This window comes from Geodermatophilus sp. SYSU D00663, assembly GCF_054050655.1.
The window spans coordinates 45,920-67,426 of sequence record NZ_JBJGZT010000020.1; the positions used below are offsets into that span (position 1 = coordinate 45,920).

General features: G+C 77.9%; 22 protein-coding genes. 11 read left to right on the forward strand and 11 right to left on the reverse strand.

Features of this window, described 5'->3' with window-relative positions; all coding sequences use genetic code 11:
• Window positions 1–5 precede the first annotated feature (5 nt).
• Together ACI79Z_RS15960 and ACI79Z_RS15965 are read left to right on the forward strand one after the other, a co-directional pair.
• Window positions 6–923: an ABC transporter ATP-binding protein gene (locus ACI79Z_RS15960; protein WP_456903191.1), complete on the forward strand. Its 918-nt coding sequence runs from the start codon at window positions 6–8 to the stop codon at window positions 921–923.
• Between the two features lie 16 nt (window positions 924–939).
• Entirely contained in the window at window positions 940–1,752 is an 813-nt protein-coding gene (locus tag ACI79Z_RS15965) for an ABC transporter permease (RefSeq protein ID WP_387994087.1), read from the forward strand.
• Here the strand turns inward: ACI79Z_RS15965 and ACI79Z_RS15970 are convergent.
• Window positions 1,749–2,555, reverse strand: a complete 807-nt coding sequence (locus ACI79Z_RS15970; RefSeq protein WP_456903192.1) for a lipase family alpha/beta hydrolase — start codon at window positions 2,553–2,555, stop codon at window positions 1,749–1,751. The two genes, ACI79Z_RS15965 and ACI79Z_RS15970, sit on opposite strands and share 4 nt — an antisense overlap.
• Window positions 2,556–2,619: 64 nt before the next feature.
• Here ACI79Z_RS15970 and ACI79Z_RS15975 point away from each other — a divergent pair, with 64 nt between their 5' ends.
• The gene (locus tag ACI79Z_RS15975; RefSeq protein ID WP_387994082.1) at window positions 2,620–3,309 is read left to right on the forward strand and encodes a CDP-alcohol phosphatidyltransferase family protein; all 690 of its coding nucleotides are present in this window, start codon (window positions 2,620–2,622) and stop codon (window positions 3,307–3,309) included.
• On the opposite strand, the gene ACI79Z_RS15980 is transcribed toward ACI79Z_RS15975, so the two are convergent.
• Entirely contained in the window at window positions 3,306–3,476 is a 171-nt protein-coding gene (locus ACI79Z_RS15980) for a hypothetical protein (RefSeq protein WP_387994076.1), read from the reverse strand. The two genes, ACI79Z_RS15975 and ACI79Z_RS15980, sit on opposite strands and share 4 nt — an antisense overlap.
• Before the next feature lie 130 nt (window positions 3,477–3,606).
• On the opposite strand from ACI79Z_RS15980, the gene ACI79Z_RS15985 reads away from it, so the two are divergent.
• Window positions 3,607–4,584 (forward strand): carbohydrate kinase family protein, encoded by a 978-nt coding sequence (locus ACI79Z_RS15985; protein ID WP_387994073.1) that lies wholly within the window; start codon window positions 3,607–3,609, stop codon window positions 4,582–4,584.
• Window positions 4,585–4,607: 23 nt separating this feature from the next.
• On the opposite strand, the gene ACI79Z_RS15990 is transcribed toward ACI79Z_RS15985, so the two are convergent.
• From ACI79Z_RS15990 to ACI79Z_RS16015, 6 genes are read right to left on the reverse strand one after another with little or no spacing between them, the layout of a single operon-like run.
• Window positions 4,608–5,267: a flavin reductase family protein gene (locus ACI79Z_RS15990; RefSeq protein ID WP_387994070.1), complete on the reverse strand. Its 660-nt coding sequence runs from the start codon at window positions 5,265–5,267 to the stop codon at window positions 4,608–4,610.
• A gap of 18 nt (window positions 5,268–5,285) precedes the next feature.
• Window positions 5,286–6,386, reverse strand: coding sequence for a glycosyltransferase (locus ACI79Z_RS15995; RefSeq protein WP_456903193.1), 1,101 nt, complete (start codon window positions 6,384–6,386; stop codon window positions 5,286–5,288).
• Window positions 6,383–7,162 (reverse strand): carotenoid biosynthesis protein, encoded by a 780-nt coding sequence (locus tag ACI79Z_RS16000; protein WP_456903194.1) that lies wholly within the window; start codon window positions 7,160–7,162, stop codon window positions 6,383–6,385. Before ACI79Z_RS16000 ends, ACI79Z_RS15995 begins: the two co-directional genes overlap by 4 nt.
• Before the next feature lie 20 nt (window positions 7,163–7,182).
• Complete coding sequence (locus tag ACI79Z_RS16005) at window positions 7,183–8,817, reverse strand: phytoene desaturase family protein (RefSeq protein WP_456903195.1); 1,635 nt, start codon at window positions 8,815–8,817, stop codon at window positions 7,183–7,185.
• Between the two features lie 2 nt (window positions 8,818–8,819).
• On the reverse strand, window positions 8,820–9,395 hold the full coding sequence (locus tag ACI79Z_RS16010) for a GNAT family N-acetyltransferase (RefSeq protein WP_456903196.1): 576 nt from the start codon (window positions 9,393–9,395) through the stop codon (window positions 8,820–8,822).
• Between the two features lie 14 nt (window positions 9,396–9,409).
• On the reverse strand, window positions 9,410–9,943 hold the full coding sequence (locus tag ACI79Z_RS16015; protein WP_456903197.1) for a YbaK/EbsC family protein: 534 nt from the start codon (window positions 9,941–9,943) through the stop codon (window positions 9,410–9,412).
• Window positions 9,944–10,172: 229 nt separating this feature from the next.
• Between ACI79Z_RS16015 and ACI79Z_RS16020 the strand changes: the two genes are divergently transcribed.
• The 6 genes from ACI79Z_RS16020 to ACI79Z_RS16045 all read left to right on the forward strand — a co-directional run bounded on the left by ACI79Z_RS16020 (window position 10,173) and on the right by ACI79Z_RS16045 (window position 17,348).
• A complete protein-coding gene (locus ACI79Z_RS16020) occupies window positions 10,173–10,499 on the forward strand; it encodes a DUF6504 family protein (RefSeq protein WP_387994054.1) in 327 nt (108 codons plus the stop codon).
• Entirely contained in the window at window positions 10,499–10,978 is a 480-nt protein-coding gene (locus ACI79Z_RS16025) for an SAV_6107 family HEPN domain-containing protein (protein WP_387994051.1), read from the forward strand. Before ACI79Z_RS16020 ends, ACI79Z_RS16025 begins: the two co-directional genes overlap by 1 nt.
• Window positions 10,975–14,787: a DNA polymerase III subunit alpha gene (locus tag ACI79Z_RS16030; protein WP_456903200.1), complete on the forward strand. Its 3,813-nt coding sequence runs from the start codon at window positions 10,975–10,977 to the stop codon at window positions 14,785–14,787. The genes ACI79Z_RS16025 and ACI79Z_RS16030 overlap by 4 nt, the downstream gene beginning before the upstream one ends.
• Before the next feature lie 107 nt (window positions 14,788–14,894).
• Window positions 14,895–15,377: a VOC family protein gene (locus ACI79Z_RS16035; RefSeq protein ID WP_387994045.1), complete on the forward strand. Its 483-nt coding sequence runs from the start codon at window positions 14,895–14,897 to the stop codon at window positions 15,375–15,377.
• A gap of 49 nt (window positions 15,378–15,426) precedes the next feature.
• Window positions 15,427–16,179, forward strand: a complete 753-nt coding sequence (locus ACI79Z_RS16040) for a class I SAM-dependent methyltransferase (RefSeq protein WP_456903201.1) — start codon at window positions 15,427–15,429, stop codon at window positions 16,177–16,179.
• Entirely contained in the window at window positions 16,176–17,348 is a 1,173-nt protein-coding gene (locus ACI79Z_RS16045; RefSeq protein WP_387994039.1) for an alkaline phosphatase family protein, read from the forward strand. Before ACI79Z_RS16040 ends, ACI79Z_RS16045 begins: the two co-directional genes overlap by 4 nt.
• Window positions 17,349–17,357: 9 nt before the next feature.
• On the opposite strand, the gene ACI79Z_RS16050 is transcribed toward ACI79Z_RS16045, so the two are convergent.
• The 3 genes from ACI79Z_RS16050 to ACI79Z_RS16060 form a co-directional block, all read right to left on the reverse strand.
• A complete protein-coding gene (locus ACI79Z_RS16050; RefSeq protein WP_456903202.1) occupies window positions 17,358–18,290 on the reverse strand; it encodes a sucrase ferredoxin in 933 nt (310 codons plus the stop codon).
• Window positions 18,291–18,309: 19 nt separating this feature from the next.
• Complete coding sequence (locus tag ACI79Z_RS16055; protein ID WP_456903204.1) at window positions 18,310–19,548, reverse strand: cupin domain-containing protein; 1,239 nt, start codon at window positions 19,546–19,548, stop codon at window positions 18,310–18,312.
• A gap of 173 nt (window positions 19,549–19,721) precedes the next feature.
• Window positions 19,722–20,039, reverse strand: a complete 318-nt coding sequence (locus tag ACI79Z_RS16060) for a BatC protein (RefSeq protein WP_456903205.1) — start codon at window positions 20,037–20,039, stop codon at window positions 19,722–19,724.
• Between the two features lie 230 nt (window positions 20,040–20,269).
• On the opposite strand from ACI79Z_RS16060, the gene dinB reads away from it, so the two are divergent.
• Window positions 20,270–21,442, forward strand: coding sequence for a DNA polymerase IV (gene dinB / locus ACI79Z_RS16065; protein WP_456903206.1), 1,173 nt, complete (start codon window positions 20,270–20,272; stop codon window positions 21,440–21,442).
• Window positions 21,443–21,507: the final 65 nt, after the last annotated feature.

The window sequence follows — 21,507 nt, forward strand, 5'->3', positions numbered from 1 at the left end:
CTGTCGTGACGTCGGTGGTCGTCACCCGGGGGCTGGTCAAGCAGTACGGCCGGGTGCGCGCGGTCGACGGCATCGACCTCGACGTCCGCGCCGGCGACGTCTACGGCTTCCTCGGCGCCAACGGCTCGGGCAAGACGACGACGGTGCGCATGCTGCTGGGGCTGGTGCTGCCCACCCGCGGCGAGGTCGAGCTGCTGGGCGAGCGGATGCCGCGGGCCGGGCGCCGGGTGCTGCCCCGCGTGGGCGCGCTGATCGAGGGCCCGGCGCACCACCGGCACCTGTCGGGCGCGGCCAACCTGGCGCTGCTCGACGCCGCCGGCCCGGGTGGCTCCCGCCGCACGCGGCGGCGGCGGATCGCCGAGGTGCTCGACCAGGTCGGCCTGGGCGGGGCGGGCCGGCGGAAGGTCGGCGCCTACTCCCTCGGCATGCGCCAGCGCCTGGGCCTGGCCGGCGCGCTGCTGCGCCGGCCGGAGCTGCTGGTCCTCGACGAGCCGACCAACGGCCTGGACCCGCAGGGCATCCACGAGATCCGCGAGCTGCTGCTCGAGCTGCACCGCGGCGGGACGACGGTGTTCCTCTCCAGCCACCTGCTGGCCGAGGTCGAGCAGCTGTGCAGCCGGGTCGGCGTCCTCGACCGCGGGCGGCTGGTGCTGCAGGACGAGATCGCCCACCTGACCGCGCCCACCGGCGCCACCGTCGTCGACACGCCGGCGCCCGAGCGGGTGCGCGCGGTGCTCGACGGGCGCGTGCTCGGCACCGACGGCGGCCGGGTCGTCGTGCGCGGCGCGGACCCGGCGGAGGTCAACGCGCTGCTCGTCGGCGCCGGCGTCCCGGTGGCGGGGCTCGCGCTGCAGCGGCCCACGCTCGAGGAGGTCGTGCTCGCCGCCGCGGGCACCAGCGCCGACCGGGTGGAGCGGGCGTGATCGGCAGGGAGCGGGCGTGATCGGCGTCGAGCTGCGCAAGACCTTCGGCCGGCCGCGCACCTGGACGACGATCGCCGTCCTCAACGCGCTGCCGGTGCTGGTGGCGGTGCTGCTGCAGGTCACCGACCTCGCGCCGCGGCCGGGCGAGGGCCCGCCGTTCCTGTCCGCCGTCCTCACCAACGGGCAGCTGTTCCCCCTGGCCGCGCTGGCGATCGTGCTGCCGCTGTTCCTGCCGATCGCGGTCGCGGTGGTCAGCGGCGACGCCGTCGCCGGGGAGGCGCAGGCCGGGACGCTGCGCTACCTGCTCGCCCGCCCGGCCGGCCGCACCCGGCTGCTGGTGGCCAAGCTGGTCGCGGTGCTGGCGTTCGTCGTCGTGACCGTCGTGGTGGTCGCCGCCGTCGGCTACCTGGTGGGCACGCTGCTGTTCGACGCGCAGCCGGTCGCGGCCGGGACGTCGGTGTCGGGGACCTCGCTGACGCCGGAGGAGCTGGCCGGCCGGACGCTGATGGCGATCGGCTACGTCGCGGTCTCGATGCTCGGCGTCGCGGCCTTCGGGCTGTTCTTCTCCACGCTCACCGACTCGCCGCTGGCCGCCGCGCTCGGCGCGCTGGCGGTGCTGGTGACCTCGTCGCTGCTGTTCACCCTCGACGCCGCCTCGCCGATCGCGCCGTACCTGCCCACGCGCTACTGGCTGGCGTTCGTCGACCTGTTCCGCGACCCGGTCCTGTGGCGCGACGTCGTCCGCGGGCTGGCGCTGCAGGGCGTGTACGTCGGCGTGCTGCTGACCGCGGCGTGGGCGAACTTCACCACCAAGGACGTGACCAGCTAGCCGCCGAGGCGGGCGCAGTCGGCGGGGCCCAGCGGCACGGGGTCGCCCGGTGCCAGCTCGGCCAGCACGATGGCCTGCACCAGCGGGTCGCGCGGCAGGTCACCGTGGCCGACCTCCGCCTGCGCGCACACCGACTGCACGGTCAGGTTCAGCGCGCCGTCGAGGCGGGCGGAGTCCGGCGGGGTCACCGTCGCGTCCTGCGTCGTCCACACCGACACCCACGTCGGTCCGGTGGGCGTCTCGTCGTCGGCGTTGAGGCCGGCGAGCAGCTCGCTGTCGGTGGCCAGCTGCCGGCACGCCTCGGGGCACTGGCCGGGCGCGACGCCGGCGGCGAGGTCGGCCAGCGTGGTCCCGTGGTGCGGCGAGCCGAGGGTCACCACCCGGCGGGCCACCTCCGCGCCGTCGCCGGCGGCCCAGAGCCGGGCGACGACGCCGCCGGCGGAGTAGCCGACGACGTCGACGCTCCCGGCGTCCGTGCGCTCGAGCGCGGCGTCGGCGGCGTCGTCCAGCGCGCCGGCCGCGGCGGTGAGGTCGCCGGTGCCGTTGCCGGGCAGCGCGACCACCGTGGCGTCGCGGCCCGCGGCGGTCAGCCGGTCCGCCAGCGACGTGAGCGAGCCCGTGGCGCCGCCGTAGCCGGGGACCAGCAGCACCGGGCCGGGCTCCTCCTGCGACACCGGCGCGGCCGGGCCCGGCCCGTCCGCCCGGGTGAGGAGCAGGACGGTCGCGGCCACGGCGGCGACGAGGAGGAGGGCCAGCACGGCGAGGACCAGGCGGCGGCGGGCGGGGGACAGGCCGGCGAGCACCCGTCCACTGTCCCCGGTCCCGCCGGCGTCGGCCCGCACTGGGAGAGACTGCGCCGGTGAGAGGGTGCCCGTGCTGAGCCGCGACGAGTACCTCGCCGAGTGGTCGCGGTGGCACGGTGGCACCGACCCGGCCGCGAGCCGGCTGGTGCACGGCTGGCTGTCGCTGGCCTACGCGCTGGCCCGCGCGCTGTCCTGGCTGCCGCCGCTGGCCGCCACCGCGCTCGGCCTGCTCGTCGCACTGGCCGCCGTCGGCCCGGCGCTGGCCGGCGGCGCGTGGCTCGTGGCCGGTGGTCTGCTGATCGGCCTGTCGGGCCTGCTTGACTCCCTCGACGGCGCGCTCGCGCTGGCGGGCGGGCGGGCGTCGCGGCGCGGCTACGTCCTCGACTCCGCCGTCGACCGGCTCACCGAGGCCGCGTACGCGCTCGCGCTGTGGGCGGCCGGGGCGCCGGGCTGGCTGGCCGCCGTCTTCGGGGCGCTGTGCTGGCTGCCGGACTACCTGCGCGCCCGGGCCGGGCAGGCCGGGGTGGCCGAGACGGGGGCGATCTCGGTGTGGGAGCGGCCCACCCGGGTGGCGATGGCCGGGTTCACCGTCGGCGGGGCCGGGATCGTCGCGGCCACCGGCCTGGACGCGCTCGCCGGCGTCGACGACGGCCCCGCGGTCGTGGTCACCGCCGGGGCCGCCGTCGGGGCCGTGCTCGGGCTGGTCGGCACGGCGCAGCTCGGGATCTCGCTGCGCCGGGCGCTGGGGGACTAGTCGTTCGCCTCGGCGTGCTCGGTGAGGCGGTCCAGCGCCGCCTGCTTGTCCGGCTCGGGGTCGCTGCGCCAGCCGCAGGCGCAGACGGCGACGTGGTCGCCGAGGCTGCCCTTGCCGTGGCCGAGGTCGAGCTTCTCCATGGTCGCGAGGGTGTGCCGGTCGCTCATGGGACGGCCCTACCCGTTCCGTCCCGGCGCACGCCGGGGCGCGTGTGACCGGGACCGCCTTCTAGGGTTGCCGTGCTCGCCGTCCGCCGTCCGCCGTCCGCCGTCCGCCGCTCGTCCCGAGGAGCCCCCCGTGCCCGTCGTCGTCACCGGCTCCATCGCCACCGACCACCTGATGACCTTCCCCGGCCGGTTCACCGAGCAGTTCGTCGAGGGGCAGATGGAGAACGTCTCCCTGTCCTTCCTCGTCGACGACCTCATCCAGCACCGCGGCGGCGCCGGCGCCAACATGGCCTACGGCCTGGGCCTGCTCGGCCTCTCGCCGGTGCTGGTCGGCTCGGTGGGCAGCGACTTCGCCGACTACGACGCCTGGCTCACCCGCCACGGCGTCGACACCCACGCCGTGCGCTGGTCCGAGCTCAAGCACACCGCCCGGTTCGTGTGCACCACCGACGCTGTCAACAACCAGATCGCGTCCTTCTACTCGGGTGCGATGAGCGAGGCCGGCGAGATCGAGCTCGGGCCGGTCTGCGACCGCGTCGGCCACCCCGACCTCGTCGTCATCGGCCCCAACGACCCGAAGGCGATGGTGCGGCACACCCAGGAGTGCCGGGACCGCGGCTACCCCTTCGCCGCCGACCCCAGCCAGCAGCTGGCGTGGGCCGACGGCGAGATGATCCGCGAGCTGGTCGACGGCGCGGACCTGCTGTTCACCAACGAGTACGAGTCGGCGCTGCTCACCCAGAAGACCGGCTGGGACGCCGGCGAGGTCCTCGCCCGGGTCGGCACCTGGGTCACCACCCGCGCCGCCAAGGGCGTGCTCGTCCGGCAGCAGGACGCCGCCCCGATCGAGGTCATCGCCGTCCCCGAGACCAAGCCGGTCGAGCCCACCGGCGGCGGCGACGCGCTGCGCGCCGGGTTCATCGCCGGCCGCACCTGGGGACTGAGCCTGGAGCGGGCCACCCAGCTGGGCTCGGCGGTGGCCACCGAGGCCGTCGAGGTCGTCGGCACCCAGGAGTACGAGCTGCGCCGCGAGCCGTTCCTCCGGCGGTTCGCCGCGGCCTTCGGCGACGACGCCGCGGCCGAGGTCGCCGAGCACCTGCCGGCCTGACCTCCTCGCCCGGGAGCGGGCGGTCACCTGCCGCGGACCTGCTCGCCGATCGAGGGGTCCTCGGCCCACCGGGTGTAGGGGATGCGCGGGATCGCGCGCACCTCGCCGACCGTGCACCACTCGTTGCCGCCGAGCCGGGCCAGCGGCCGCAGCGCCTCGATCCGCGGGCGGCCGTCGCGGACGGCGTCGGCCCACACGCTGATCCACTCGACCCGGCCGAAGACGACGGTGCTGTCGCCGAGGCGCACCGTCGAGTGCAGCGTGCACTCGATGCTCACCGGCGACTGCGCCACCCGCAGCGCGCCCACCCGCTCGCTCGGCTCCAGCCGGACGCCGGCGGCCTCGGCCTCGCTCTGGTCGGGCGGGAAGTCGGTGCCGGTGGCGTTGGCCTGCTCGAACAGCTCCTCGGGGACCAGGTTGACCGTGAAGTCGCCGGTGGCCTCGACGTTGTTCAGCGAGTCCTTGCGGCCCACCGAGGTGAACTGCACGACCGGCGGCCGCACGCACGCCACCGTGTAGAAGGAGTGGGGTGCCAGGTTGTGCACCCCCTCGGCCGAGCGGCTGCACACCCACGCGATCGGCCGCGGGACCACCACCGAGTTCATCACCCGGTAGAAGTCCGTGGGGCGCATGTCCCCGGGGTCGAAGGCGGTGCGGGCCGGGCTGCTCGAGGGCGAGGTCACGCCCCATCCTGGCCCGGGTCAGGGCAGCGCGCGTCCGCGCCAGGTGAGCGTGCCCCGCCGGTGCCCGGCCACCGACCCGGCCAGCAGCACGTCCAGGGCCAGCAGCGACAGCGGGTGCGCCAGGGCGTCGGGCCACACCCGCCCGCCGGTCGCCGCCGCGCTCACCGCCCGCCCGGCCACCCCGGCCAGCCAGCCGGCCAGGCCCGCCCGCGACCCGCGCAGCGCCGCCAGCGGCGGGACGACGCCGACGGCGGTGAGCACGGCCGCCGCGGCCACCGACGCCGCCGGCGACCCGCCGACCGACGCCCACAGCGACTTGCCGTAGCCCGCGCGCATCGCCGCCCAGCCGTCGTACATCCGGCACTCGGCCAGCGTCGCGCCCGCCGCCGGCACCGCCCGCCCGCCGGACCGCTTGACCGCCCGCGCCAGCGCGACGTCCTCCACCACCTCCGCGCGCACCGCCGCGTGCCCGCGGGCGCGCAGGTAGCCGCGCCGGGTCAGCGCGAGGAACTGGCCGTTGGCCGCGGTCAGCGACGGCCGCGGCGAGCGCTCGGCCACCCGCAGCGGCAGCGTCGTCATCCACAACCACGGCGACAGCGGCTGCACCAGCCGCTCGGCGAGCGTGCCGGCCACCGGCCGCGGCCACGGGGAGACCAGGTCCAGGCCGTGCGCCTCGAGCAGCCACGCGGCGGCGGCCAGCGCGCCGGGCGCCACCCGGACGTCGGCGTCGAGGAAGACCAGCACGCCGTCGTCGGTCCCCGTCCGCGCGCCGACCCAGCAGGCGTGCGGCTTGCCCAGCCAGCCCTCCGGCGGGTCCCCGGCGGACACCAGCCGCACCCGCGGGTCACCGGTGCCGCGGACCACGGCCGCGGTGCCGTCGGTGGAGCCGTCGTCGACGACGACCACCCGCAGGTCCGGGACGCCGGCCGAGGCCAGCACCGCGGCCAGGCAGTCGCCGACCTGCGCCTCCTCGTCCCGGACCGGGACGACGACGGTGACCGGCCGGGTCGCCTCCGGCGGGTCGGTCGGCGGGCGGCGCAGCAGGACGGCGTTGACCGCGGCGTGCGCGGCGCCGGCGACCGCCAGGCCGGACAGGACCCGGACGACCGCGCCGCTCACCGGCGGCGGGCCTGCACCACGAGGACGGCGGCGACGACGGCGGTCAGCGCCGCGCCCCACGCCGCGGAGCCGGGCAGGTCCAGCCAGACGGCGTGCGCGAGCGCCCCGCCGGCCACCATCCAGGCGATCACCAGCAGCGGCGCGGCGTCGACGCGGACGGTCGGGGGGACGGCGAGCTCGAGCAGCGTCATGAGCACCAGCCCGGCGAGCAGCCAGCCGGCGAGGTTGGTCAGCGGCACGGTGTCGATGCCGGGCAGCCCCGGGGTGGGGTGCGCCCAGGTCCAGTAGCCGGCCTGCACCAGCTGCGGGTCGAGGACGACGTCCCAGCCGGCGAACACCGCCGCGGCGACGGCGAGCCGCGCGACCCGCCGGCGGCCCGGCCGCACCCGGCGGGTGAGCAGCCCGGCGAGGACCCGGCTCGGCCAGGCCATCATCAGCCAGGCCAGCGGCACGAGGAACGGCACGCCGAGCAGCGTCGGGCCGAGGGCGTCGCTGTAGGAGTAGGTGCCGTAGGGGACGCCGGTGGCCAGCCCGACCGACTCGAACGCGACCGCGGTGACCGCCACCAGCCCGAGCACCGCGGCGCCGGTGCGCGCGCCGTGCGCGGCGGCGGCCGAGGTCACCGACACCGCCGAGCCGAGCAGCACGATCGTCCAGGACACCGTGTCGCGGGCCGCGCCGTCGGTGAGCGGGTAGGCGACCGCGGCCAGCACCAGCAGCACGGCGAGGGCCAGCGGCAGGCGGGCGGGCGCGGGTGCCCGCCGGAGAGCCGCCACACCGGGACCCGCTGCTGCGCTCACCGGGCCGCCCGCGCGAGCCGCCCCGCCGCCGCACGGGCGCGGGCGAGCGGCCGCCGGTCGGCGAGCACCACCCGCGCCGCCGTCCGGCCGGAGTTGCCCGAGACCCCGCCGCCGGGGTGGGTGGAGGCGCCGGCCAGGTACAGCCCGGCCAGGCCGGGCACCCGGTAGCCGGCCAGCGCCGGCGTCGGGCGCAGCGAGAACATGCTGGCCAGGCCCATCTCCACGTGCATGACGTTGCCACGCGGCAGCGACAGCTCGCGTTCCAGCAGCACCGGCGTCTGGACGTACACGTCCTGCACCGAGGCGGCGAAGCCGGGGGCGTACCGGTCGACGGCGGCCACCAGCCGCTGCGCCTCGGCGTCGGCGAGGGCGTCCCAGTCGCCGCCGTCGGCGAGGGCGTAGGGGTACCACTGGCCCCACACGGTGACCACGTGCCGCCCGGGCGGGGCGAGGGTGTCGTCGCCGGCGGAGAAGGACATCGCCAGCGGCACCGGCTCGCGCGGCAGCCGGCCGCCCAGCCAGTCGCCGTGCGCGGCGGCCAGCTGCGCGCGGTCGGTGCACAGCAGCTGCAGGCCCTGCGCCGACACGGCCGGGTCCACGCCGGGGTAGGCCGGCAGCGCGTCGGTGAGGCAGCGCAGCACGAGGCCGAAGCCGTTGCCCACCGGTGGGGCGGCGTCCGCGAGGGCGGGCGGGGCGGCCTCGCCGGCGAGGTCGCGGGTGGCCAGGACGTGGCAGGCGGCGACGACGACCGGCGCGGACACCCGCCGTCCCGACTCCGTCTCGACGCCGGTGACGCGGCCGCCGTCGGTCAGCAGCCGCGCGGCGCCGTCGCCGAGGACGACCCGGCCGCCGTCGGCCTCCAGCCGGCGCCGGAGCGCCTGGGTGAGCCCGCCGGAGCCGCCCACCGGGTGGCCCGGCGGGGTGTCGTGCAGCAGTGCCACCCAGGCGACCATCGCCGCGGTGCCGGGCTCGCTCGTCGGCGGGCCGGACTGCGCGCCGAACCAGGCCAGCGCCGCCTTGAGCCGCTCGCTGGTGAACCAGCGGTCCAGCAGCGCGTCACCGGAGCCGAGGAAGTCGGCGGCGAGGTCGCCGCCGGGGGTGCGCGGGGCGCCGCCGGTCGGCGCGCCCAGCGGCCAGAACGCGCGGGCCAGGCCCAGCGGGGTGGGCCGGCGGCCGAAGGAGTCGACGACGGCCCGGCTGCGCGGGCCCCAGACGCCGACGAACCGGCGGTAGGCGTCGGCGTCGTCGGGCCCGCAGGCGGCGGCGATCGAGGCGCAGGTGGCGTCGAGGTCGACGGAGAACACCAGCGGGCGGCCGTCCGGGCCGGGGTCGCCGGGCGCCGGGGCGGGCGCGAAGCCCCACGGGTCGCAGTCCACGTAGCGCAGGCCGTGGGCGGCCAGGTCGAGCTCCTCGACGACCCCGCTGTGCCGGACGATCACGTGCGCGCTGGAGCCGCGGTCGACCCGGACCCCGGGCCAGCGCTCCACGGTGGACACCGCGCCGCCGAGGACGTCGTCGCGCTCGACCACCTCGACGGCCAGCCCGGCGCGCGCCAGGTAGCAGGCGGCGACCAGCCCGTTGTGGCCGGCGCCGACGACGACGGCGTCGACGGCCCGGTCCGGCTCCCGCACGCTCAGGTGCCGGGGACCGGCCGCAGCGGCAGCCGGGCGCCGAGGATGGCGAAGGGCCGGGCGTCCCCGGGGAAGTGGTGGCCGCGGGCGAGGTCGACGAAGCCGTCGGCGTGGTACAGCCGGAACGCCTTGGTGTCGGCGTCGGGGGTGGACAGCAGCGCGGCCGGCGCGTCCACGCCCTCCACCAGCGCGTGCAGCAGGCGCCGGCCCAGCCCGCGGCTCTGCGCCTGGGGGTGCACGTGCAGCTCGCACACCTCGAACGCGCCGGGCAGCCAGCGCTTGGCGGTCCGCCGGTCCAGCGCCGCGCGCACCTGGTCGTGCCACCACTGGCCGGGGGCGACGAGGTAGCCGTAGCCGAAGCCGACCAGCTGCTCGCCGTCCGGGGTGGCGGCGAAGGCGCCGACCGCGCGGAAGCCGGGGCGCTCGGTGTGCTGGACGGCGTAGCCGTAGCGGCCGGCGACCACCGAGGCGTCGTAGCCCATCGCCTCGCCGTAGATGGCCAGCGCCTCGTGCATGTGCTCGCGCAGCCAGCCTGCGGGCAGTTCGGTCACCCGCGTCGCGGGCGTCGTGCCGGTCACGGGGTTCTCCTCGTTCACGGGCCCACCGCGGCGGGGTGGGGAGCGGCGGCCGGACCGTCGGCGGTCGGGCCGCTCCCGACCTCGGCGGGGGTGCCGGCGGTCAGTCGCAGCAGCTCGTCGTAGCTGGTGGGGAAGACGGCCGACGGGTGGCCGGCGGCGGCCCAGACGCGGTCGTACCGGGCCAGCTCGACGTCGACGAGCGTGCCGATCGGCCCGGGGTGGCCGATGGGGGCGACCCCGCCGATCGGCTGGCCGGTGTGCTCGCGGACGAAGGCGGCCGAGGCGCGCTCCACGCGGGGCACGCCGAGCAGGGCGGCCACCTTCGCGACGTCGACCCGGTGCGCGCCGCTGGTCAGCACGAGCAGCGGCTGCCCGCCGACGTCGAACACCAGGCTGTTGGCGATGGCCCCGACCGGGACGCCGAGCTGTGCGGCGGCCGCGGCGGCGGTGTGCGCGCCGTCGGCGAGCTCGTGGACCCGCCCGGTGGCGCCGGCCCCGGCGAGCAGGTCGGCGATCGCGGCCACCCGGGGGTGGGCGGGTCGGCTCATGCGCTGATCCTGCCACCGCTGTCGGACCCCCGCCGTACCGTCCGGCACGCGGTCGGGAGGGGCTCCTCCCGGGGAGGACGCGGTGGCGCGTCCGGCTTGACGGGACCGGCGCGGTCGGGTCTACTCGACGTGTTCGAACACACGTTCGAACAGGTCGGCCACCGCCCCGGGACCTTCCCCGCCCGGGCGGTGGGCGGACCGTCGGACGGCACGGGGTGGGGAGACGGGCATGAGCCGGGTGCTGGGTGACGTCGGCGAGCGGGCCGGCGAGGAGGTGCAGGTCGAGCGCGGTCCGCTCGGGCCGGCGCAGTTCTGGCGCGGGCAGGGCCGCTACGTCGTCGGCGAGCTGCTCGACTCGTGGGTCGAGACCGCGCCGTGGTGGCAGCGGGCCGCCGGCACCTCCGGCGGCGCCTCGGCCGACCTGGTCGCCCCCCGCGAGGTGTTCCGGGTGGAGGCGCTGCGGGCCGGCCGCTCGCGGATGAGCTTCGCCGGTGTCTACGACCTGTGCTGGGACGCCGCGGACAACCGCTGGTCGCTCGTGCGGGTGCACGACTGATGGGCGCCGCGCGCGCCGTGGCCGAGCAGCTGCCCCTGCCCCCGCCGCTCCCGGCGGCCGCGGGCCAGCTGCTGGACCAGGCCACCCGGGCCCTGGCCGAGGCCCGGCACGCCCCCGACGCGTGCCGGCGCTACGCCACCGCGCACCTGGCGGCGCTGCGGGCCGCCGCGGGGGTGCTGGCCGCCCGCACCCGGCCGGAGAGCGGCCGCCGCCGGCCGCGCAGCGCCTGGGTGCTGCTCGAGCAGGTCGCCCCCGAGCTGGGGGAGTGGGCCACCTTCTTCGCCGCCGGCGCGGCCAAGCGCGCCGCCGCCGAGGCCGGGCTGTCCCGCGCGGTCACCGAGCGCGAGGCCGACGACCTGGTCCGCGACGCCGGGACCTTCCTCGCCGTGGTCGAGGAGCTGCTGGCCACCACGCCCGAGCCGGCGCCCCGGCCGCGCGTGGTCGGCGGCACCGCGCACCGGCCCGCCCGCGGGCGGTGAGCGGGGACCCCTTCGTCCACCTGCACGTCGCCTCCGGCTACTCCCTGCGGTACGGGGCCAACCACCCGGCCGACCTGGTCGCGCGCGCCGCCGAGCACGGCATGACGGCGCTGGCGCTGACCGACCGCGACGGTCTGTACGGCGCGGTCAAGTTCGCGCTGGCCTGCCGGTCGGCCGGGCTGCGGCCGGTGTTCGGCGTCGACCTCGCGGTCGCGCCGGCGGTGGACACGACCGTGCCGCCGGCACGGGCGCACGTGCTGGGCGAGGACGAGTTCTCCCTGCGCCGTACCGGGCACGCCCCCGCGCGGCCGGCGCCGGCGCGGCGCAGCCCCGTGCGGGGCGGCGCCGGCGTCGACCCGCGGCTGCCGCGGGTCACCTTCCTCGCCCGCGACGGCGCCGGCTGGCGCTCGCTGTGCCGGCTGACCAGTGCCACGCACCTGCGCGGCACCCGCGGCGAGCCGGTGGCCTCGCTCGCGCTGGCCGCCGAGCACGCGCCCGGGCTGGTCGCGGTGCTGGGACCGGACTCGCCGGTGGGCCGGGCGCTCGCGGCCGGGCGGGCCGACGTCGCCTCCGCGCGGCTGGACGCCTGGCGGTCGGTGTTCGGCCCGGGCTCGCTGGTGCTGGAGGTGGTGCACCACCGCGGCCGGGGCGACCGCTCCCGCGCCCAGCGGCTGCTGCGCTTCGCCGAGGAGGAGGGCGTGCCGGCGGTGCTCACCAACGCCGTCCGCTACGTCGACGCCCTCGACGCGCCCACCGCCGACGTCCTCGACGCCTCCCGGCGGCTGGTCGCCCTCGACACCCGGCACGTCGACCGGCGCACCGCCGAGGGCTACCTCAAGTCGGGCAAGGAGATGGCCGAGGTCGCCGCCGACCTCGCCGGCCCCGACCGCGACGCCGCGCTGCGGCTGACCGAGCGCACCGCCCGGCTGGCCGAGCAGTGCGCCGTCGACGTCCGCGAGGACCTCGGCATCGGCACCGTGCGCTATCCCGAGCTCGACGTCGTCACCGCGCCCGGCGAGCGCGGGACGGACCCGTCCGAGGTGCTGCGCGCCCGCTGCGAGGCCGGGCTCGGCCGGCGCGGGATGGCCCGCACGGAGAAGGTGACCCGGCGGCTCGAGGAGGAGCTCGCCGTCATCGACTCCCTCGGCTACCCCTCCTACTTCCTCACCGTCGCCGACGTCGTCGACCTGATCAGGGGCCTGCGGGTCCGGGCCGCGGCGCGCGGGTCGGGCGCGGGCAGCCTGGTCACCTACCTGCTCGGCATCTCCGACGTCGACCCGATCCGCTACGGCCTGCTGATGGAGCGGTTCCTCTCCCCGCTGCGCCACCAGCTGCCCGACATCGACATCGACGTGGAGTCCGCCCGGCGGATGGAGGTCTACGACGCGGTCCTCGACCGCTTCGGCGCCCACCGGGTCAGCTGCATCTCGATGATGGACACCTACCGGGTGCGGCACGCCATCCGCGACGTCGGCGCCGCGCTCGGCCTGCCGCCGGCCGAGATCGACGCCGTCGCCAAGGCGTTCCCGCACGTCCGGGCCAACCAGGTGCACGCCGCGCTGCGCGACCTGCCGGAGCTGCGGGCCAGCCGGATGGGCTCGCGGCGGGGCGGCGGCACCGGCGACCTCGACCTGCTGTTCGACCTGGTCGCCCGGCTCGACGGCCTGCCCCGGCACATCGCGCTGCACCCGTGCGGCGTGCTGCTGTCCGACGCCACGCTGCTCGACCGGACGCCGGTGGAGAGCAGCTACCTCGGTTACCCGATGAGCCAGTTCGACAAGGACGACGTCGAGGAGCTCGGGCTGCTCAAGCTCGACCTGCTCGGCATCCGGATGCAGTCGGCGATCGCGCACGCCCTCGACGAGGTGGCCCGGGTCGACGGCGAGACCGTCGACGTCGACGCCGTCCCGCGCGACGACCCGACGACGTTCGAGCTCATCCGCAGCACCCGGACGCTCGGCATGTTCCAGATCGAGTCGCCGGGGCAGCGGGAGCTGGTCGGCAAGTTCGGGCCGGAGACGTTCGAGGACATCGTCATCGACATCTCGCTGTTCCGGCCCGGGCCGGTGAAGAGCGACATGGTGACGCCGTTCCTGCTGGCCCGGAACGGCTGGCAGGACCCGGTCTACCCGCACGAGGACCTCGCGCCGTTCCTGCGGGAGACCGCCGGGGTCGTCGTCTTCCACGAGCAGGTGCTGCAGATCGTGGCGCAGATGACCGGCTGCGACCTCGCCCAGGCCGACGAGGCGCGCCGCGCGCTGGGCGACCGGGAGCTGCACCCGGAGGTGCGGGCCTGGTTCGTGCCCGAGGCGCTGCGGCGCTACCCGGTCGACGTCGTCGAGAGGGTGTGGGAGGTGCTCGTCGCCTTCGGCTCGTTCGGGTTCTGCAAGGCGCACGCGGCGGCGTTCGCGCTGCCCACCTACCAGTCGGCGTGGCTGAAGACCCACCACCCGGCGGCCTTCCTCGCGGGGGTGCTCACCCACGACCCGGGCATGTACCCGAAGCGGCTGATCCTCGACGACGCCCGCAACTTCGGGATCCGGGTGCTGGGCCTGGACGTCAACGCCTCGACCGGCACCTACCGCGTGGAGCGGCTCGCCCCCGCGGACCGGCGGGAGGACTGGCGGCGGCCGGAGTGGATGCCGGCGGCGATGCCCGACCCGTCGGGCTACGGGATCCGGCTGTCGCTCACCGACGTCAAGGGCATCGGCGAGGACGAGGTGGAGCGGATCGTGGCCGGGCAGCCCTACCGGTCGCTGACCGACTTCTGGTCGCGGGCCGCGGTGTCCCGGCCGGTGGTCGAGCGGCTGGTGCTCGCCGGCGGGTTCGACTCGCTCTACGGGTTCGGCGTGCGCGACCGCGAGGCCGGCCGGCCCACCCGCTCGCGCCGGTCGGTGACCCGCCGCGACCTGCTGCTGCAGATCAGCGAGCTGGACCGGTGGAGCCGCAGCGGGGCGAGGGCCGGGTCGGTGGGGCAGCTCAGCCTGGACCTGCTCGGCCTCGACTCCGGGGACGCGGGACCCCCGGGAGGAGGCGGTCCCGAGGAGACCGGGCCGGAGTGGGGCGGGGGGTCCGGGCTGCCGGAGTTCACCGACGCCGAGCTGGTCCGTGCCGAGCTGGAGGTGCTCGGGCTGGACGCCAGCCGGCACGTCGTCGACTTCTACCGGCCGTTCCTCTCGGCGATCGGCGCGGTGCCGGCGGGGGAGCTGCTCGGTGCCCGCAGCAGCGCCGAGGTGCTGGTGGCCGGGGTCAAGGTGGCCACCCAGACCCCGCCGATCCGGTCGGGACGCCGGGTGGTGTTCGTGACCCTCGACGACGGCACCGGCTGCACCGACTCGACCTTCTTCGAGGACGTGCAGGGCCCCTACGCGGCGACGGTGTTCCACTCGTGGCTGCTGGTGATCCGCGGGGTGCTGCGGCGCACCGGCCCGCGCGGGGTGTCGATCCGGGCCACCGGCGCCTGGGAGATGCCCGCGCTGTACGAGGCCTGGGAGACCGGCGGCCTCGCCGCGGTGGCCGAGCACATGGCCGCGCCGGGGGAGTACACCGACCAGGCCATAGCCGGGGCGGCGGCCTCGCACGGCTCGCGGCCGGTGGTGGTCAAGCCGGTGCTCGTGCACCCGACCGGCTTCCGCATGTCGCCGTACGCGGACGTCAAGCCCGCCGGGGACGACGCCGCGACCGCCGCCCGGAGCGCCGCGGCAGGACGGAGCGCCGCGGCAGGACGGAGCGCCGCGGCAGGACGGAGCGCCGCAGCGGCCGCGCCGCGCAAGCTCTGGCACTCCAGCCCGGGCAGCTGCGGCCACTGACGCCCGCCCGCCCCGCACCGGCCGGCGCACCGATGAGTCCCGGGCGTCCGCGGCGTCTGCCCTCCCGAGCGCCGGCGTCCCGGCCGGCACCGTGGAGGAGGACAGCCGTGCCGAAGCAGATCCCGTGCCTGTGGTTCGACACCGAGGCCGAGGAGGCCGCGCGCTTCTACACGTCGATCTGGCCGGACGCCGAGGTCCTCGGCACCGTCCGCTACGGCGCCGAGGACCCCGCGCGGGAGGGGCAGGTCCTCACGGTCAGCTGGCGGCTCGGCGACACCGAGTACGTCGGCCTCAACGGCGGCCCGCAGGACTGGCGGTTCAGCGAGGCCATCTCCTTCCAGGTCCTGTGCGCCGACCAGGCCGAGGTCGACCACTACTGGGACCGGCTCACCGACGGCGGCCAGGAGGCCCCCTGCGGCTGGCTGAAGGACCGCTTCGGCGTCTCCTGGCAGGTCGTGCCCGTCCGGCTGCTGGAGCTGCAGGCCGACCCCGACCCCGACCGGCGGCGCCGCGCCGTCGAGCAGATGTTCACGATGCGGAAGATCGTCATCGCCGACCTGGAGCGCGCCGCCGACTCGGTCTCCGCCTGAACCGGCCGCGGGCCGGTGCGGGGAGACCCCCGCCACTAGGGTCGGACGGGTGACCGCCCCCGCACCGTCCACCGGCGAGCAGCTGCCCGTCCGGACCGCCGCGGTCTGGGCCGCGCTCGACCCGCTGGCCGGCGCGGGGACCCCGCTGCGGGTCCTCGACGTCGGCGGCGGCAGCGGCGTCTTCGCCGTCCCGCTGGCCCGCCGCGGCCACGAGGTCACCGTCGTCGACCCCAGCGCCGACGCGCTGGCCACCCTCGAGCGCCGGGCGCAGACCGCCGGGGTGGGCGACCGGGTCCGCGGCCTGCAGGGCGACGGCGACCTGCTGCACGAGCTGCCCCTCGGCAGTGACGGTCCCGACGGCGGCGGCTACGACCTCGCGCTGTGCCACGCGGTGCTCGAGGTGGTCGACGACCCCGCCACCACCCTCGGCGAGATCACCCGCGCGCTGCGCCCCGGCGGCCGGGTGAGCGTGGCGACCGCCAACCGGGCCGGCGCCGTCCTCGCCCGGGCGCTGGGCGGCCACCCCAAGGAGGCGCTGGCCCTGCTCGAGGACCGCGACCCCGCGCCCGGCCGCACCCGCCCCGCGCGCCGCCGGTTCGCCGCCGAGGACCTGCTCGCGCTGCTGCGCAACGCCGGGCTCGAGCCGGAGGAGTGGCGCGGCGTCGCCGTCGTCGCCGACCTGCTCGACGCGAGCTCCGGCGCCGACCCCGAGGCCGTCCGCCGCCTCGAGCTCGCGCTGGCCGGCACCTCGCCCTACCGCGACGTCGCCGCCGGCCTGCACGTCCTGGCCACGCGCCCGTGACGGCGCTGCCGCCGGACCTCGTCCGCCCCGCCTACGGCGCGGCCAGCCTCGCCGACGTCCTGCCCGGCGCGGCCGCCGCCCTGGGGGTCGGCGTCGACCGCGGCGGCCTGCCCGCCGACCCGCTCGGCCTCACCGCGGCCCTGGCCGGCGCCCGCCGGGTCGCGGTCCTGCTCGTCGACGGCCTCGGCGCGCACCTGCTGCGCGCGCACGCGCACCTCGCCCCGGCCCTCGCCGCGCTGGCCACGCCCGCCGGCGACCTCGCCGCCCCCTGCCCGAGCACCACCCCGGTCAGCCTCGCCACGCTCGGCACCGGCGTCCCCCCGGGCGGGCACGGCGTCCTCGGCTTCGTCACCGCCGTCCCCGGCGAGGACCGGCTGCTCAACCACGTGCAGTGGGCCGACGACCCCGACCCCCGCGACTGGCAGCCCCGCCCCACGGTCTTCGAGCAGGCCGCGGCCGCCGGCCTGCCGGTCACCGCCGTCGCCCCCTACGCCTACGCCGGCTCCGGCCTCACCACCGCCGTGTACCGGGGCGCGGCCTACGCGGGCACGGTCGGCGCCGGTGACCTCGCCGCCGTGCTGCTGCAGTCGCTGGCCGCCACCCCCACCGGGCTGGTCTACGGCTACACCCCCGAGCTCGACCTCACCGGCCACGTGCGCGGGGTCGACTCCGCCAGCTGGCGGGTGCAGCTCACGCTGGTCGACCGGGTGGTCGAGCAGGTGGTCGCCGGCCTGCCCGACGACGCCGCCCTGCTGGTCACCGCCGACCACGGCATGCTCGACGTCCCCGCCGGCACCCGCCTCGACGTCGACGACGAGCCCGCCCTGCTCGACGGCGTCGCGCTGCTGGCCGGCGAGCCCCGCGCCCGCTACGCGCACACCGTCCCGGGCGCCGCCGCCGACGTCCTCGACGCCTGGCGCGGCGTGCTCGGCGACCGGGCGTGGGTGGCCGGGCGGGAGGAGGCGGTCGCCAGCGGGGTGTTCGGCGCCGTCGGCGAGGGGATGGCCGCCCGCATCGGCGACGTCGTCGCGCTCGCCCGCGGCCCGTGGGCGGTCACCGCCTCGGCCACCGAGCCGGGACCGAGCCGGCTGGCCGCCTACCACGGGTCGCTCACCGACGCCGAGGTCGCGATCCCGCTGCTGCTCGCCCGCGGCCGGGCGCTGGCCTAGCGGCCGGGCTCAGCGGACCGGGGACACCGACAGCGCCGTCCACGTGCGCGGGTGCGCCGCGTGCACCGCCCGGCAGGTCAGCTGCGCCGCCTCGTCCGCCGGCCGGCTCTCCACCCGCACCACGACGTCGCCGTCCGCGCCGCCGAGCACCACCTCGAACCGCTCGACGCCGTCGGCGTCCTCCGCCGCGGTGGCGGCCAGGCGCCGGGAGCCGCGCACCGGCAGGTCGTCGACGCCGAGCAGACCCAGCCGCTCACGGGCGGCCTGCTGGGCGGCCTGCGCGGGCAGCGGCAGCCCGGCCCGCCCGCGCAGCCACGGCAGCGCCACCTCGCCGCGCGCGTGCGCCGCGACCAGGTCGGCGCCGTCGCCGGGCACCTGCCCGTAGGCGAACCCGTGCGGCAGCACCAGCACGTTGGAGGCGAACCGGCAGCCGCCGAGGTGGCTGCACTCCCAGACGTCGGCGGGCGCGGGCATCGCCGCGGCCAGCGGCCGGCCGCGCAGCGCGCAGCAGGCGTCGTGCTGCCCGTGCGTGCACACCAGGTACACCGGCCGGTCGGCGCGCTCGCCCACCGAGCCGTCCCAGGGCGCCTCCACCAGGTCGGCGTCGTCGGTGCGGGTGGACCACCACAGGCCCTCGCGGCCCGGGCGGCCGTCGGCGTAGGCCCAGCGGCGCCCGGAGTCCGCGGCCCGGTCGCCGGGCCGGCGGACGAGCAGCACCCGCACGCCCTCGGCGCGGGCGCGCGCGGCCAGCCGGGCGGTCACCGCCAGGTCGATGCGGGAGCCGGTCAGCGCGTCGCGGCCCCACGGGCCCGGCTGCTCGACGAGCAGCCAGCGCTGCGCCGGCCCGGCCGTGGCCACGGGGGAGTCCCCCCGGACCAGGGCCGTGACCGAGCAGCGGGTGGCGTCGAGCCGGCCGGCGCGCGCGGGGACGGGAGCGGTCACCCGGGGGCAGGTGACGGGGTCACGACCCGGTCCCGAGGGCGTCGGCACGCTCCCCATCGTCCCCGCCGGCGTCGGGCGCCGGGGCGCCCGGTCCGTGCGGGCCCGGCTCGGGGGCGATGGCCGGGACGCCGTCGAACCCGTGCGCGCCCTGCACCGCCGCGTCGGCGACGAGCGCGATCGACTCGGTGACCAGCCGGCGGGCGAGGACGAGGCGGTCGTCGGCGTCGAGGCCGGCCAGGTCGGCGACCTTGAGCTCGCCGGCGGCCAGCAGCCCCTCCAGCGCGGCGCGGGTCGAGGCGGGGAACTCCAGCCGGCGGCGGCCGGCCAGCAGCGCCACCCGCTCGCCCTCGGCGGTGGCCGGGGCCTCCCGCAGCGCGCAGCGCAGCCGGCGGCGCAGCCGCAGCACGGTGTCCGGGGTGAGCGCGGCCGCCGCGGTGGCCTGGGCCAGCGGCGCCACCGGCTCGGGGCGGACCTGCGACCAGGTCCGCGAGCGCAGCCGCTCGGCGACCTCGCCGGGGTCCACCCGGCCCAGCCACTCCTGCAGCGCGGTCACGACCGTGGCGACGTCGTCGCGGACCGACGCCGGGTCGGACAGGTCCAGGCCCAGCGGCAGGGCGCGGCGCAGCTCCCGGTCCTCGGCGGCCAGCACCCGCACCAGGTCCAGCGCGGACTCGGCCGCGGCCCAGCGGGTCACCGAGTGCACGCCGATGGTCAGGTGCGCGCTGGTCTGCCCGAGCGCGACCGCCGAGTGCAGGTAGCCGCGCGGCAGGTAGAGGGTGTCGCCCGGGCGCAGCACGGCGTCGACCACCGGCTCGCGCCCGGCGGCCGCGGCGACGGCGGCCCGGCGGTCGGTCCACGGCTGGGTGCGCAGCGGCTCCTCGAGCACCGGCTCGTGGACGGTCCAGTGCTTCTCGCCGGCCACCTGCAGCACGAAGACGTCGTGGACGTCGTAGTGCGGGCTGAACCCACGCGAGGACGGCGGCGTGACGTACGCGTTGACCTGCGTGGGGTGCCCCAGGTCGGCGGCGAGCTGGTCGGCGAACTCGATCAGCGGCGGCCACAGCCGGTGCAGGCCCTGCAGGACCACGGTGCTGCCGTCGGCGAACAGCCGCAGGACGGCGTCGGAGGAGACCTGGTCGGCCACCTCGGCGCCGGCGCCACCGGAGGTGGTGAACCGCTGGGCGTCGACGACGGCGCCGTCCTTGGCGATGCGCAGGAACGGCGTGCGCAGGCCGCGCCGCGACAGCAGCTCGTCCACGTCGGTCAGCGTCAGCAGGTCGGTGAACGACTCCCCGGTGTCCTCGGCGCGGGCGAGCAGCGGGCGGCGGGACCAGTACTGCTCGGCGAAGACCGCGGGGTCGAGGTGCGTGCACCGGCGCAGGGCCGGGCGGGCGTCAGCCCCGCCCGGCCCCGCGGCGGTCGGGTCCTGGCTCAGGCCGAACCGTCCGCGCCACCGTCGGCACCGCCGTCGGCACCGCCATCGGCGCCACCGTCGGCACCGCCGTCCGCACCGCCGTCGGCACCGCCGTCCGCACCGCCGTCGGCGCCACCGTCCGCACCGCCGTCCGCGCCGCCGTCAGCACCGCCGTCGGCACCGCCGCCGGCCGCGCCACCGTCGGCCGGGCCGTGGCCCGCGCCGCTGTCGGCACCGCCGTCGGCGCCGCCGTCGTGCTGGCCGGGCGTGCCCTCGCCGGCTCCGCTGTCGGCCGGACCCTCCGTGCTGGTCATGTCGTCGTCGTCGAGCGCCATCGGGCTCCTCCGGGATCCGGGTCGGGACCGTCCGCCGGACGGCGGTCGGTGGTGTCCCACCTACCTCGCCCGTGGGCCGGTCACACATGCGCCGACCAGCGTCTTCCCGACGCGCCCGGACACGCCGGGGACGGCGCGCCGCCTCCTGGGGAGGGCCGCTAGTCTCCGAACACGTGTTCGAACGGGGAGGTCGCGTGGGGTCGTCGGGGGGGCGTGCCGAGGGGTGCACGGTGCTGCACGTCGACATGGACGCGTTCTTCGCCAGCGTCGAGGTGCGCCGCCACCCCGAGCTCGCCGGCACGCCGGTCATCGTCGGCGGCGCGGGCAACCGCGGGGTGGTCACCTCGGCCACCTACGAGGCCCGCGCGTACGGCGTGCACGCCGCCATGCCGACGGCGCGGGCGCTGCGCCTGTGCCCGACGGCGACCGTGCTGCCGGGGGACACGGCGCTGTACGCCGAGGTGTCCCGCGCGGTCATGGCGCTGTTCCGGTCGGTGACCCCGCTGGTGGAGCCGCTGAGCCTGGACGAGGCCTTCCTCGACGTCGGCGGGGCCGGGCGCCGGCTGGGCGACGCCGCCGAGATCGGGGACTACCTGCGCGCCCGCGTCTTCGACGAGCAGGGCATCACCTGCTCCGTCGGCGTGGCCGGCACCAAGTTCGTGGCCAAGCTCGCCTCCACCCACGCCAAGCCCGACGGGCTGCTCGTCGTCCGCCCGGCCGAGGTCATCGACTTCCTGCACCCGCTGCCGGTCGGCGCCCTGTGGGGCGTGGGCGCGAAGACCGAGCAGGTGCTGCTGCGGCTGGGGCTGCGCACCGTCGGCGACCTCGCGCACGTCCCGGCGCGCACCCTGCAGCGGGCGCTGGGCCCCGCCGCCGGCGGCCACCTGCACGAGCTCGCCTGGGGCCGCGACCCCCGCCGGGTGGTGCCCGACGAGCCGGAGCGGTCGACCGGGCACGAGGAGACCTTCCCCACCGACGTCGACGACCCCGCGGTCGTCCACCGGGAGCTGCTGCGGCTGTCCGAGCGGACGGCGGCCCGGCTGCGCGCGGGCGGCTGGCTGACCCGCACGGTGAGCATCAAGGTCCGCTTCGCCGACTTCACCACCCTCACCCGCAGCCGCACCCTCGGCGTCCCCACCGACGTCGGGCAGGACGTGTACGAGACCGCGCGCGCCCTGTTCGACGCCCTCGGGCTGGACCGGGCGCGGATCCGGCTGGTCGGCGTGCGGGCCGAGCGGCTGGTCCCGGCCGGCCAGGCGCCCCGCCAGCTGGAGCTCGGCGCCCGCGAGCACGGCCGCCGCGACGCCGAGCTGGCCGCCGACCGGGCCGCCCGCCGGTTCGGCGCCGGCGCGGTGCGGCCGGCCACCCTGCTGCACCGCGACCGCGACCGCCGGGTGCGCTGAGACGGGCCCGGGGGACCGCCCGGGACCCCCCGGAGGGGTGGTCACGACGGCGGTACGGCGGGTCG